The 14139-nt window shown below is 57.7% G+C and carries 7 protein-coding genes, 1 tRNA gene and 3 rRNA genes; 8 read left to right on the top strand and 3 right to left on the bottom strand.

Annotated elements, in window-relative coordinates; all coding sequences use genetic code 11:
• Window positions 1-26 precede the first annotated feature (26 nt).
• The 4 genes from murA to rrf all read left to right on the top strand — a co-directional run bounded on the left by murA (window position 27) and on the right by rrf (window position 7352).
• A complete protein-coding gene (gene murA, locus CAQU_RS09950; RefSeq protein WP_075727360.1) occupies window positions 27-1283 on the top strand; it encodes a UDP-N-acetylglucosamine 1-carboxyvinyltransferase in 1257 nt (418 codons plus the stop codon).
• Window positions 1284-2031: 748 nt separating this feature from the next.
• Window positions 2032-3558 (top strand): 16S ribosomal RNA (locus CAQU_RS09945).
• A gap of 444 nt (window positions 3559-4002) precedes the next feature.
• A 23S ribosomal RNA gene (locus CAQU_RS09940) occupies window positions 4003-7091 on the top strand.
• Between the two features lie 144 nt (window positions 7092-7235).
• Window positions 7236-7352, top strand: a 5S ribosomal RNA gene (gene rrf / locus CAQU_RS09935).
• The 16S, 23S and 5S rRNA genes sit together here, the layout of an rRNA operon.
• A 392-nt stretch (window positions 7353-7744) precedes the next feature.
• Here the strand turns inward: rrf and CAQU_RS09930 are convergent.
• From CAQU_RS09930 to CAQU_RS09920, 3 genes are all read right to left on the bottom strand, one after another.
• Window positions 7745-8089 carry a fluoride efflux transporter FluC gene (locus CAQU_RS09930; protein ID WP_075727358.1) on the bottom strand — a complete coding sequence of 115 codons (345 nt, stop codon included), beginning with the start codon at window positions 8087-8089 and terminating at the stop codon, window positions 7745-7747.
• Window positions 8086-8424 (bottom strand): fluoride efflux transporter family protein, encoded by a 339-nt coding sequence (locus CAQU_RS09925; protein ID WP_245797255.1) that lies wholly within the window; start codon window positions 8422-8424, stop codon window positions 8086-8088. The genes CAQU_RS09930 and CAQU_RS09925 overlap by 4 nt, the downstream gene beginning before the upstream one ends.
• 150 nt (window positions 8425-8574) lie before the next feature.
• Window positions 8575-9990, bottom strand: a complete 1416-nt coding sequence (locus tag CAQU_RS09920) for an alanine/glycine:cation symporter family protein (RefSeq protein ID WP_075727356.1) — start codon at window positions 9988-9990, stop codon at window positions 8575-8577.
• 608 nt (window positions 9991-10598) lie between these two features.
• Between CAQU_RS09920 and pgm the strand changes: the two genes are divergently transcribed.
• The 4 genes from pgm (at window position 10599) to CAQU_RS09900 (ending at window position 14075) form a co-directional block, all read left to right on the top strand.
• A complete protein-coding gene (gene pgm, locus CAQU_RS09915; protein ID WP_075727354.1) occupies window positions 10599-12257 on the top strand; it encodes a phosphoglucomutase (alpha-D-glucose-1,6-bisphosphate-dependent) in 1659 nt (552 codons plus the stop codon).
• A gap of 169 nt (window positions 12258-12426) precedes the next feature.
• Window positions 12427-12903, top strand: coding sequence for a MauE/DoxX family redox-associated membrane protein (locus CAQU_RS09910; RefSeq protein WP_075727352.1), 477 nt, complete (start codon window positions 12427-12429; stop codon window positions 12901-12903).
• Window positions 12904-13083: 180 nt separating this feature from the next.
• A complete protein-coding gene (locus CAQU_RS09905) occupies window positions 13084-13809 on the top strand; it encodes a DsbA family protein (RefSeq protein WP_075727350.1) in 726 nt (241 codons plus the stop codon).
• A gap of 193 nt (window positions 13810-14002) precedes the next feature.
• A tRNA-Ala gene (locus tag CAQU_RS09900) sits at window positions 14003-14075 on the top strand.
• Window positions 14076-14139: the final 64 nt, after the last annotated feature.

Genomic DNA, 14139 nt, shown 5'->3' with positions numbered 1-14139 from the left:
TAGTTTCTTTCGCTAGGCTGGGTCGCGTGAAAGACCTATTTCTCGTCACTGGTGGAGCCCGACTCAACGGGGCAGTCAAAGTAAGCGGAGCCAAAAACAGCGTGCTGAAGCTGATGGCCGCAGCCCTCCTCGCCGAGGGCACCACGACGCTGCATAACTGTCCTGAAATTCTCGACGTCCCCCTCATGCGCGACGTACTCGTCGGCCTGGGATGCGAGGTAGAGATTGACGGGCAGACCGTTCACATCACCACCCCGGCAGAGCTCACCAGCGATGCGGATTTCGACGCAGTCCGTCAGTTCCGTGCCTCGGTGTGCGTCCTCGGTCCGCTTACCGCGCGTTGTGGCCGGGCGAAGGTGGCCCTTCCCGGAGGCGACGCCATCGGATCCCGCCCCCTCGACATGCACCAATCCGGCCTTGAAAAGATGGGCGCAACCACCATGATTGAGCACGGTTGCGTCGTTGCTCAGGCCGATAGTCTTAAAGGCGCGCACATTTCTCTGGGATTCCCGAGCGTGGGTGCCACCGAAAACATTCTCACCGCCGCAGTCCTGGCGGAAGGCGTGACCACCCTCGACAACGCAGCCCGCGAACCCGAGATCGTGGATCTGTGCGAACTGCTGATCCAAATGGGCGCCAAGATTGAGGGAGCAGGTTCCAACACCATCACCATTACTGGCGTTGACAAGCTGCACCCTGCAGAACACTCCGTTGTCGGCGATCGCATCGTGGCCGGAACCTGGGCCTATGCCGCAGCGATGACCCAAGGTGATATCACCGTCGGTGGTATCGCGCCGAAGAACCTGCACCTGCCGCTGGAAAAGCTGAAATACGCGGGCGCCGAGGTGGAAACCTATGAACAGGGCTTCCGGGTGCGCATGACTAAGCGGGCCAAGGCGGTCGACTACCAGACCCTGCCCTTCCCGGGATTCCCCACTGACCTGCAACCCATGTCTATTGGTTTGGCCGCAGTCGCTGAGGGCACATCCGTCATTACCGAGAACGTTTTCGAGTCCCGCTTCCGTTTCGTCGACGAGATGCAGCGCCTCGGCGCAGACGCCAGCGTCGACGGGCATCACGTGGTGCTGCGTGGCCGCGAAGGCCTGTCCTCCACTGACGTGTGGAGCTCAGACATCCGTGCCGGCGCCGGACTTGTCCTCGCCGCACTCTGCGCCGATGGCACTACCCGCGTGCATGACGTCTTCCACATCGACCGCGGATACCCAAACTTCGTTGAAGATCTCCGCAAGCTCGGTGCGGACATCGAAAGAATCCAAGAGTAGAAAACACATACAGGTTCTTGCCCTCGCTCACTGAAGCAGGGCAAGAACCTTTGTGCGTTGTTGGGGACAAACCCAACAGACAAGCAACCACATAAAGGACACAAACGGACCTGTTTGGGCATCAACCGGACCTAAAAACCCTTGGGTAGCAACATATCGCTTGTAAAAAACCTGTGTTGTGCTGGGGTTTTGTGTTCTGGTGTGGGGGTGTGTAACTTTATCCGGGTCAGCGCGACAGGTTCTGTTGCTTCTGAGGTCACGTTAAGTGGCTTTGGGGGTTGGGATTGTGGTTGTGTTGGCGGCCGGATTTGCAAGCTGTTTGTGGTTTGTGTAGTCTCGGTGGAACCGCCATGGTGCGGCAACGAGTTGGTGAACGTTTGTTTACGTTTTTTGCTTGTTGTTGTGTGTGGTGGGCACGATGTTTGAGAACTCAATAGTGTACCAATGTACTTGTTTTTTACAGTTGGTCTTTTCATGTGTGTGCTGTCGGGGGCTGCTTGTCCCTTTAACACCACTGTTTTTGTGGTGACAGTTTTTTCATGTGAACGGATTGACAGGTTTTGTAGAAAATTTGTTGCCGGGCCCCGCTTATCCCCGTCGGGATGGGGTCTGGTTTTTGTTCATGTAATTTTTGGATTCAACAACATTAGAACATGATGCGCAGTTTTTTGTGTGTTGTGTGCTGGTTGTTTGTTTTGTTCAGGTTTTGGACTCTTGCACTTTGATTAGTGGATTTTATGTCTGATTTTTTGTGGAGAGTTTGATCCTGGCTCAGGACGAACGCTGGCGGCGTGCTTAACACATGCAAGTCGAACGGAAAGGCCCAAGCTTGCTTGGGTACTCGAGTGGCGAACGGGTGAGTAACACGTGGGTGATCTACCCTGAACTCTGGGATAAGCCTGGGAAACTGGGTCTAATACCGGATAGGACCGCACTTTAGTGTGTGTGGTGGAAAGTTTTTTCGGTTCAGGATGAGCCCGCGGCCTATCAGCTTGTTGGTGGGGTAATGGCCTACCAAGGCGTCGACGGGTAGCCGGCCTGAGAGGGTGTACGGCCACATTGGGACTGAGACACGGCCCAGACTCCTACGGGAGGCAGCAGTGGGGAATATTGCACAATGGGCGCAAGCCTGATGCAGCGACGCCGCGTGAGGGATGACGGCCTTCGGGTTGTAAACCTCTTTCGCGAGGGACGAAGCTAGCTTGCTAGTGACTGTACCTTGATAAGAAGCACCGGCTAACTACGTGCCAGCAGCCGCGGTAATACGTAGGGTGCGAGCGTTGTCCGGAATTACTGGGCGTAAAGAGCTCGTAGGTGGTTTGTCGCGTCGTCTGTGAAATTCCGGGGCTTAACTCCGGGCGTGCAGGCGATACGGGCATAACTTGAGTGCTGTAGGGGAGACTGGAACTCCTGGTGTAGCGGTGAAATGCGCAGATATCAGGAAGAACACCGATGGCGAAGGCAGGTCTCTGGGCAGTAACTGACGCTGAGGAGCGAAAGCATGGGTAGCGAACAGGATTAGATACCCTGGTAGTCCATGCCGTAAACGGTGGGCGCTAGGTGTAGGGACCTTCCACGGTTTCTGTGCCGTAGCTAACGCATTAAGCGCCCCGCCTGGGGAGTACGGCCGCAAGGCTAAAACTCAAAGGAATTGACGGGGGCCCGCACAAGCGGCGGAGCATGTGGATTAATTCGATGCAACGCGAAGAACCTTACCTGGGCTTGACATATACAGGATCGCTGCAGAGATGTAGTTTCCCTTGTGGCTTGTATACAGGTGGTGCATGGTTGTCGTCAGCTCGTGTCGTGAGATGTTGGGTTAAGTCCCGCAACGAGCGCAACCCTTGTCTTATGTTGCCAGCACGTGATGGTGGGGACTCATGAGAGACTGCCGGGGTCAACTCGGAGGAAGGTGGGGATGACGTCAAATCATCATGCCCCTTATGTCCAGGGCTTCACACATGCTACAATGGTCGGTACAACGCGTCGCGAGCCTGTGAGGGTGAGCTAATCGCTGAAAGCCGGCCTCAGTTCGGATTGGGGTCTGCAACTCGACCCCATGAAGTCGGAGTCGCTAGTAATCGCAGATCAGCAACGCTGCGGTGAATACGTTCCCGGGCCTTGTACACACCGCCCGTCACGTCATGAAAGTTGGTAACACCCGAAGCCAGTGGCCCAACCCTTGTGGGGGGAGCTGTCGAAGGTGGGATCGGCGATTGGGACGAAGTCGTAACAAGGTAGCCGTACCGGAAGGTGCGGCTGGATCACCTCCTTTCTAAGGAGCATATTTTTTGCTGGTTGCACACCGGTTGCCATGCGTTTTGTGTGTGGTGGCTTGTTTGTTGTGTGTGACTGTTTGATTATTTTTTGACGTGGAAGCACACGTTTATTCATGATAAAGACGCTGTAGAAAACCTTTGTTTGTATGTTGGTGCACTGTTGGGTGTCTCGGGCATTTGTGCTCGTGTGTGACGCCTTGCTGGTGGCTGTTGTGGTGCAACGAATGTGTTGTGCTGTGGTGGTTGGTGGTGGGGTGTGTGTTGTTTGTGAACTGTATAGTGGACGCGAGCATCAAACGATTGATGCGCATGGCCTAATGGTTGTGTGTGTTGGTTGTTTTGTATGTAATTTCTTATATTCTTTTTGTTTGCTACCAGCACGCACTGATTTTTTGTTGGTGTGTGTTGGTGATTGTCAAGTATCTAGTGACCATTTTTTGTGTTGTGTGTTGTAAGGGCACACGGTGGATGCCTTGGCACACTAAGCCGATGAAGGACGTGGAAGGCTGCGTTAAGCCTCGGGGAGTTGTCAATCAAGCGTTGATCCGAGGATGTCCGAATGGGGAAACCCGGCCGTCGTTATGGGCGGTCACCTGCATCTGAATACATAGGGTGTGTGGAGGTTACGCGGGGAAGTGAAACATCTCAGTACCCGTAGGAAGAGAAAACAATAGTGATTCCGTTAGTAGTGGCGAGCGAACGCGGATGTTGGCTAAACCATGTGCGTGTGATACCCGGCAGGGGTTGCGTGCGTGGGGTTGTGGGAGCAATGTTTCTAAGGTCTGCCGGTCTTAGCTTCTGTGTGCGCGTGTTAGTGGAAGTGGTGTGGAGTCGCCTACCGGAGAGGGTGAGAGTCCCGTACATGAAAGCATGTCGCGATAGTTGTTGTTGTTTCCCGAGTAGCAGCGGGCCCGTGAAATCTGCTGTGAATCTGCCGGGACCACCCGGTAAGCCTGAATACTTAGTGTGACCGATAGCGGATTAGTACCGTGAGGGAATGGTGAAAAGTACCCCGGGAGGGGAGTGAAATAGTACCTGAAACCGTGTGCTTACAATCCGTCAGAGCCTCTTTGTGGGGTGATGGCGTGCCTTTTGAAGAATGAGCCTGCGAGTCAGCGGCATGTGGCGAGGTTAACACGTTGTGTGGTAGCCGTAGCGAAAGCGAATCCTAACGAGGGTGTTTTTTTAGTTGCATGTCCTGGACCCGAAGCGGGGTGATCTACCCATGGCCAGTGTGAAGCAGAGGTAAGACTCTGTGGAGGCGCGAACCCACTTAGGTTGAAAACTGAGGGGATGAGTTGTGGGTAGGGGTGAAAGGCCAATCAAACTCCGTGATAGCTGGTTCTCCCCGAAATGCATTTAGGTGCAGCGTCGTGTGTTTCTTGCCGGAGGTAGAGCTACTGGATGGTTTAGCGGGACCAACATCTTAGCGACATCAGCCAAACTCCGAATGCCGGTAAGTGAGAGCACGGCAGTGAGACTGCGGGGGATAAGCTTCGTAGTCGAGAGGGAAACAGCCCAGATCGCCGGCTAAGGCCCCTAAGCGTGTACTAAGTGGAAAAGGATGTGGGATCGCGAAGACAACCAGGAGGTTGGCTTAGAAGCAGCCACCCTTGAAAGAGTGCGTAATAGCTCACTGGTCGAGTGGTTCTGCGCCGACAATGTAGTGGGGCTCAAGTACACCGCCGAAGCCGCGGCACTCCAACAATTTTGTTGGGGTGGGTAGGGGAGCGTCGTGCAGCGTGTGAAGTCGCCGGGTGACCGAGTGGTGGACGCTGTGCGAGTGAGAATGCAGGCATGAGTAGCGAATGATGAGTGAAAAACTCATCCGCCGGATGACCAAGGGTTCCTGGGTTAAGCTAATCTTCCCAGGGTGAGTCGGGACCTAAGGCGAGGCCGACAGGCGTAGTCGATGGACAACGGGTTGATATTCCCGTACCCGTGCACATGCGCCCATGGTGAATCATTGATACTAACCGCCCATAATCATGATGATGCTTTCTTTGATTGTGTTGTTGTGTGCGTGCGTGGGACCTGATGTGGTAGTAGCCAAGCGATGGTGTGACGCAGAAAGGTAGTTGAGCCACTTATTGGATTGTGGTGTAAGCGTGTAGCCCGCAGACTAGGTAAATCCGGTCCTGCATTGTGGGTGAGGCGTGATGCGTAGCCCTTTTGGGTGAAGTTGATGATCCTCTGCTGCCGAGAAAAGCATCTAGCGATGTGTGTGTATGGCCCGTACCCCAAACCGACACAGGTGGTCAGGTAGAGAATACTAAGGCGATCGGGTGAACTGTGGTTAAGGAACTCGGCAAAATGCCCCCGTAACTTCGGGAGAAGGGGGGCCACGGCGGGTGCCATCCTTTTTGCGGGATGGTTGCGTGTTGTGGCCGCAGAGAATAGAGGGAAGCGACTGTTTACTAAAAACACAGGTCCGTGCGAAGACGATAAGTCGATGTATACGGACTGACGCCTGCCCGGTGCTGGAAGGTTAAGAGGACCTGTTAGACCCTTTGGGGTCGAAGCGGAGAATTTAAGCCCCAGTAAACGGCGGTGGTAACTATAACCATCCTAAGGTAGCGAAATTCCTTGTCGGGTAAGTTCCGACCTGCACGAATGGCGTAACGACTTCCCTGCTGTCTCAACCACAGGCCCGGCGAAATTGCAGTACGAGTAAAGATGCTCGTTACGCGCGGCAGGACGAAAAGACCCCGGGACCTTCACTATAGCTTGGTATTGGTGTCTGCTACGGTTTGTGTAGGATAGGTGGGAGACTGTGATCGCATCACGCCAGTGGTGTGGGAGTCGTTGTTGAAATACCACTCTGATCGTAGTGGGCATCTAACCTCGGCCCATGATCTGGGTTAGGGACAGTGCCTGGTGGGTAGTTTAACTGGGGCGGTTGCCTCCCAAAGAGTAACGGAGGCGCCCAAAGGTTTCCTCAGCCTGGTTGGCAATCAGGTGTTGAGTGTAAGTGCACAAGGGAGCTTGACTGTGAGACTGACAGGTCGAGCAGGTACGAAAGTAGGGACTAGTGATCCGGCACCGGCTTGTGGAAGCGGTGTCGCTCAACGGATAAAAGGTACCCCGGGGATAACAGGCTGATCTTCCCCAAGAGTCCATATCGACGGGATGGTTTGGCACCTCGATGTCGGCTCGTCGCATCCTGGGGCTGGAGTAGGTCCCAAGGGTTGGGCTGTTCGCCCATTAAAGCGGCACGCGAGCTGGGTTTAGAACGTCGTGAGACAGTTCGGTCTCTATCCGCCGTGCGCGTTGAAACTTGAGAAAGGCTGTCCCTAGTACGAGAGGACCGGGACGGACGTACCTCTAGTGTGCCAGTTGTCACGCCAGTGGCATGGCTGGTTGGCTACGTACGGAAGGGATAACCGCTGAAAGCATCTAAGCGGGAAGCCCGTTTCAAGATAAGGTTTCGTTATTAGGTGCCCTAGAGACTATGGGGTTGATAGGCCAGATCTGGAAGCACAGTAATGTGTGGAGGTGACTGGTACTAATTCACCGAACACACCACACAAAACACCCTGATTGTTGGGTGTGTGGTGGTTGTCTAGAACTGCTTGATAATCAACTTAAAAAGCGTAACAACAAAGAGAACATATAGGTTCGCGTCCACTATGCAGTGTTAGAAACAGCACACGTGTCACACAGTGTTGATTGTGTCGGTGGTTTTAGCGGTGGGGGAACGCCCGGTCCCATTCCGAACCCGGAAGCTAAGCTCACCTGCGCCGATGGTACTGCACACGGGAGTGTGTGGGAGAGTAGGACACTGCCGACCTAAACTTGAATAATGATGATGGAGCCCCCCAGGCTGTGACCACCGGTTGGTGGTGACAGTTTTGGGGGGCTTCACGCATACCCAAAAAGGGGATCAGGGCCTGGTTTCCAAGGGGGCGTTGCAGCTGCCGAGGGGTTATCGGGAGTCACCGATTGCCCGATACCACCAAGCAACGGCGGGGGATGGGGCCTGACGTCTTGATAAGGGTAATTCTAGGGTAGTGCTCGCACAGGGTAGGGGATAAGGCGCCTGGTGTGGTGTCTGGGATGCTTGAGCCCTATTCTTTGACCCATTCCCCACCGGGAGGGGTTTCTCCCAACCTCGCGCCGCTAGTGTCTCTGCTTGATATTGAAAGGTGCAGTGTTCTTTGGGGCGTTTCATAATCGGCGTAGTTAGTGCACTAAGGAGCCGAGTGCGCTTCCAAGGACAAACATGGCCATACCCGTTGTTACAGCGATCGACGCGTGGAGATAAGCAGTAGGGCGGTGCTGTTTAAAGTGTTGTCCCAACTCTTTTGCCAACGTCGACCACGTCGATAGGGCGCCTGCAAAGCCAACGCCTAAAAACACAGCCCACGGGGCGTGTGAGGCTATCGCTGTGACGATTCCCAGCACGATACAGGCGAACATGTTCGCCACGTGGGTTCCGTGCGGAAGTTTCGACAACGTATATCTGCTCACGCCGCCACAAAAGCCGCCGACGATGATCGGGATCAGAGTGTGCGTCAGGAGCGTCATGGTTTGCTCCCAGCACTTTTTTCTTCCCTTGTGTCCCCGATAAGCCACGCGGCCACGCACAAAAGAAGAGTGCCGAGTAGATAGCCGACTTGGGTGGTGATGCTTTGCGCGTGGGAGACAGCAATATAGCTGGAAAAGCTCGTAAATCCCCCGAGGAAACCCGTTGACCAAAATACCGGTGGCTTCAACCTTCCCATGGCGTAGCAGCCCAGAATATTGATGATGAGCAGGCCGGCAAGTCCCGGAATGACAATACCCACCGCATAGCGGGTGATCGCCCCCAAGGAGGCTCCTGCACCCGCAACAATGGCGGTGGGTATGTGTGTGCTTTTCACAAAAGCCACTGTATTCGAACTCCCCCTTCAAAGCAGGAGTAGGAACACAGTGGCTGGTTGTTTGGCTGGTTGTGTGGCTGCTTGTGTGGCTGGTTGGGTGCAGCCTAGTTAGTGCACCTGTGGTTCACGTTTAAGGTGTGGCCACCAGTGCTACTTCCAGTTCATGTTTTGGGATTCGATGAATGCCGCCACTTCCTCGGGGCTCTTGCGCAGCTGCGGGTCGAACTTGAGGTAGGCACGGGTTTCGCGGGCGACCAAGCCCGACAGAATCAGCAATCCGATGAGGTTCGGCAGCGCCATCAGGCCATTCATGATGTCGGCGATGGTCCACACGATAGTCAACGGGGTCGTGGCGCCGACCAGCACCACCAAGGTAAACGCCATGCGGTAGGGCTTGGTGCCTTTACGTCCAACGAGGGATTCGAGGCAGCGCTCACCGTAGTAGGACCAGCCGAGCATGGTGGAAAACGCGAAGAAGATCACAGACAGGCTGACCACGGTGTCACCCCAGGAGCCGGGCAGACCCTTGCTGAAAGCGGTGGCGGTGATGATGCCGGCGTTTTCCCTGCCGAGGTCCCAGCTGTTCGTGGTGACGATTGCTAGGCCGGTGAAGCTGACCACGACGATGGTGTCGATGAAGGTCTGGGTCATGGAGACCAGACCCTGGCGGACCGGGTGGGTGGTCTGCGCGGCGGCTGCAGCGATCGGGGCGGAACCCAGGCCAGACTCGTTGGAGAACAATCCGCGGGCCACACCCATCTGGATGGCCAAGGCGATACCGGAGCCGATGAAGCCGCCGACTGCGCTGGTACCGGTGAAAGCATCGGTGAAAATCAGCTCGATGGCGCCCGGAATATCCGCGGCGTTGCGGATGAGCACGATGATGGCGCCCACGATGTAGACGACGATCATTAGTGGCACGAAGGCGGCGGTCACTTTACCGATGGCCTGGATGCCACCCAGCAGCACGGTGCCAACGAGGATGAACAGGATGATGCCGGTGATCGCCGGATCGATGTTGAAGGAGTTGCTCAACCCTTCTGCGACGGCATTAGCCTGGGTCATGTTGCCGATACCGAAAGCCGCAATTACGGCGAAGACTGCGAAGGCGACGCCCAGCACCTTGCCGAGGCCACCCTTGATGCCGCGCTTGAGGTAGTACTGGGGGCCGCCGGATTGCTCGCCGGCGGCGTCAGTGACGCGGAAGCGGACACCCAGGTAGCACTCGACATACTTGGTGGCCATGCCGACGAGGCCGGTCATCCACATCCAGAACAGGGCACCCGGGCCACCAATCGACAGTGCGGAGGCCACGCCGACGATATTGCCCACACCCACCGTGGCGGCCAGGGCGGTAGTCAGCGCCTGGTAGTTGGAGATATCGCCCGCGCCGGAATCACTCCCGTCGATGAGGCCGTGTCGCAAACCGCGACCAAGGGCGCGGAACTGGATGCCGCCGAGACGGATCGTGAGGTACAGGCCCGCCCCCACGAGGAGGGGGATCAACAGGTACGGGCCCCAAATAAAGCCGGAAACAGTATCCAGCGTTGACTGTAGTGTCGCCATGGCGGACTCCTTGGGATGACAGCATCGACCATGTCCGTACCCACTAAGGGGGTGCAGTGCCGATGAAAACGAGGTCGGCGGTTGGCATTGTGCGCAACCAGCCGATCAGGGGTGGGGGAGACCACCTCTGCTGGTGAGTGTGACTACTATCTCATACTATGCGTTAACTGTCATTGTTTTAACCCATCATTCACCCCAATCGCTACCCCCGCCTATGTGACTTGAATTCTGTGAACCTGGCAAAACCTTGGCAACTCTACAGCGGAAAAGGCTCCCCACGCCTCCCATCCGCCCCGCCCGGGGACAGGAGACCACGCCAACTGCAGCGCAGGTGTCCCAACACGGGTGAAAACAACCGCCCCGCGCCACCATCGGTGGCATGGGTACTATTCAGCCCTAGTACCTCAGGGGGAAACAAAAGGGGGGTATATCGCCTGCGAAGCCACCGGGATTGGGGGAACAATGGAAGCGTTAGGTCTCACCCGAACCGCCACCCGCAGAACCTTGTGAACACCTCAAGTTTGGCGCGCAGGCGCACACCGCGGCTGGTGGCGGGCGGGAAAGCCCCAAAAGTTTTCACACACCACATTTCACTCCTAGGAGGAGCCATGGCTCACCCCCGCGCTGGTCAGCTTGCGCAAGACAGCGACCTGATCGACATTGCCGAGCTCGTAACCGCGTACTACACCCGCACCCCCGACGCCGACAACCCCGATCAGCAGGTCGTCTTCGGCACCTCCGGGCACCGCGGCTCCTCCCTCGACACCGCCTTCAACGAAAACCACATCCTGGCCACCACCCAAGCCATCGTTGAATACCGCGCCGCCAACGGCATCGGCGGCCCCGTCTACATCGGCCGGGACACCCACGCCTTGAGCGAGCCCGCCATGATCAGCGCCCTGGAAGTCCTCCTCGCGCACGATATCGACGTGCTGGTGGATGCCGCCGGTCGCTACACGCCTACCCCGGCGGTCTCCCACGCCATCCTCAGCCACAACGCCACCCTCACCGGCGGCGTCACCGGCACCGACCCCAAGCGGGCCGATGGCATCGTCATCACCCCCTCCCACAACCCGCCCCGCGACGGCGGCTTCAAATACAATCCCCCCAACGGCGGCCCCGCCGACACCGACGCCACCGACTGGATCGCCAACCGCGCCAACGAGATCCTGCGCGGCGGCATGAAAGACCTCCGGCGCACCAGCGTTGCCGGGGTCCTCGACCCCCGCTGCCAGCGCCACGACTACATGCACCACTACATCGGCGACCTCAACAACGTCGTCGACATGGACGCCATCAAAAAAGCCGGCATCCACATCGGTGCGGACCCCATGGGTGGAGCCAGCGTCGACTACTGGGGCGCCATCGGCGAGCACTACGGCCTCAACCTCGACGTCGTCAACCCCCGCGTCGACGCCACCTGGCGATTCATGACCCTCGACACCGACGGCAAAATCCGCATGGACTGCTCCTCCCCGAACTCCATGGCCTCCCTCGTCGGCAACCGTGAACACTTCGACATCGCCACCGGCAACGACGCCGACGCGGACCGCCACGGCATCGTCACCCCAGACGCCGGCCTGATGAACCCGAACCACTACCTCGCCGTCGCCATCGACTACCTCTACACCAACCGTCCCGACTGGGCGCCCGGCACCGCCGTCGGCAAAACCCTGGTGTCCTCCTCCATGATCGACCGCGTCGTCAACAACCTCGGCCGCACCCTGATCGAGGTCCCCGTCGGATTCAAATGGTTCGTCCCCGGCCTGATCGACGGCGGAATCGGCTTCGGCGGCGAAGAATCCGCCGGCGCCTCCTTCCTACGCCGTGGTGGCACCGTCTGGTCCACCGACAAAGACGGCCTCATCCTCGACCTGCTGGCCTCCGAAATCCTGGCAGTCACCGGCAAAACCCCCTCCCAGCGCTACGCGGAACTCGCCGAACAATTCGGCGCCCCCGTCTACGCGCGCACCGACGCCGCCGCCAACCGCGAGCAAAAAGCCATCCTGAAAAAGCTATCCCCGGAAGACGTCACCGCCACCACCCTGGCCGGCGAAGACATCACCGCAAAGCTCACCAAAGCCCCCGGCAACGGCGCAGCCATCGGCGGACTCAAAGTCACCACCGAAAACGCGTGGTTCGCCGCCCGCCCCTCCGGCACCGAAGACAAATACAAGATCTACGCCGAATCCTTCAAGGGTGCAGACCACCTCGCCCGCGTCCAAGCAGAAGCCCAAGAACTGGTCTCCAGCGTCCTCGGTTCCTAAAACCCGACGGCGCACCCCGCACGGCCCCACATCAACCCAACGATGTGGGGCCTAGCCCTGTGCGCCCAGCGGCTCACCACCAACCCAAAGCTGCAAGAATGCTGTGAAAAACCGGCCGGGAAGCCCCACCAATACCCCCGCAATGTGCCGGTGAACTAGGGTTTAAAGCATGCCGCACGATACCGCAAGCGCACGCGCCACCAGCTGGCGCGACTGGCTGTCCATGGCCTGTCGATTCGGTCTCGCCCTGGTCTGGATCATCAGTGGCGCCACCAAAATCACGGAGCCCGTCGCCACCAAACAATCCGTCGCCGCCTACGAGCTGTTCAGCCAAAACGTCTCCGACCTGATCGCCACCGTGCTCCCGCCCGTGGAAATCGCCCTCGGAGTGCTGATCCTGCTCGGCATCGCCCTGCGCTGGCTGGGCGGACTATCCGCCCTGATTTTCCTTGGCTTCATCGCCGGCATCGCCTCCGCATGGGCGCGCGGCCTCACCATCGACTGCGGCTGCTTCGGCGCCGGCGGCTACAACGAAGACGTCACCTGGTGGACATACGCCAGCGAAATTCTGCGCGACACCATCTTCGTGGCCATGGCCGTCATCACCGCGCGACGCCCCTGGACCAAACTCGCCGTATGGCCCTGACCCACAGTGACCCACGGCACCGCCCCAGCCAGGCATTCCCCCCGGCTACACACAACCAGGCCAACTCCTTTAAGGTTGACCTAGGTTAAGCGTTCACCCCTCGCTAATTTTCCGCGAAACCCCGGTGAACCGCACCCCCCCTTTTTCTTCAACACATTCAAGCGAAGGCTGAAACGACGCGTGAGTAACAAAATTAAGTCCCCCAACGAAAAGAGCCACGGTTTTATCTGGGCTCTCGTCATCGTGGCCATGGTCATCGCCGCGGTGCTCGCCTACATTGTCACCAACGGTGAAAAGGCCGAATCGGAGAAACTGACCGAAGGAAACGTCGACAAGGTCAACATGTCCGTCAAGGTTCACGACGGCATGATCACCCTGTCCAAGGACGGCGGCGACGCCGCCGGCACCCCGGTCGCAGACCTCTACGAGGACTACTCCTGCCCTCACTGCGCGGAACTGGCTGAAGCCACCGACGACGACATGCGTGCCGCAGTGGAAGCCGGCAAGATGATCGTCAACATCCACCCCCTGAACTTCCTCGACCGCAATGAGCCGGACGGCCACTCCACCAAGGCCGGCGCCGCCGCCCTCGCCGTCGCTAACAGCGGCAACGCCACCGACTACTGGAACTACCGCGCAATGCTGATGCGCGACCAGGCCAAGATCTACAACAAGTGGAGCAACGAGGACTTCGCCAACGCTGCACAGTCCTTCGGCATGGATTCCGCAACCGTCGACGCCATCCGCGACGGCAAGGATGCTGACGAGATGCGCGAGATGGCCAAGAAGGACGCCGAGAAGCTCAACCAGCTGACCGGCAAGGTTTCTTCCCCGCGTGTCCTGGTCGACGGCAAGGACGTCGAAGACATCTCCAACTGGGTTTCCGAGGTCACCAAAGCGAAATAAGTAAACTCGCTGAGATCGCAGGAACCTTTCTACGCTAAACCCGCCGCAACGCCATCGTCCGCGGCGGGTCTTTCGCTGTGATGGGGGCCATTGAGCAGGTGATTTGTTCGCCTGGTTTGGGGCGTGTAAATTATTCACAGTCGAATGACCAACCCATAATGGGTTGTTACCGTCATCGGCGCAACCATTTTATGGGGCTATGGCGCAGCTGGTAGCGCACCACACTGGCAGTGTGGGGGTCACGGGTTCGAGTCCCGTTAGCTCCACAGCGAAACTCGCACCGCGAGGGACGCTACAACTAAACACCACAAAAAGCTCCAGCTTCGGCTG

The organism is Corynebacterium aquilae DSM 44791 (assembly GCF_001941445.1).
Lineage (GTDB): Bacteria > Actinomycetota > Actinomycetes > Mycobacteriales > Mycobacteriaceae > Corynebacterium > Corynebacterium aquilae.
This window is presented reverse-complemented; position numbering and strand designations above follow the sequence as displayed.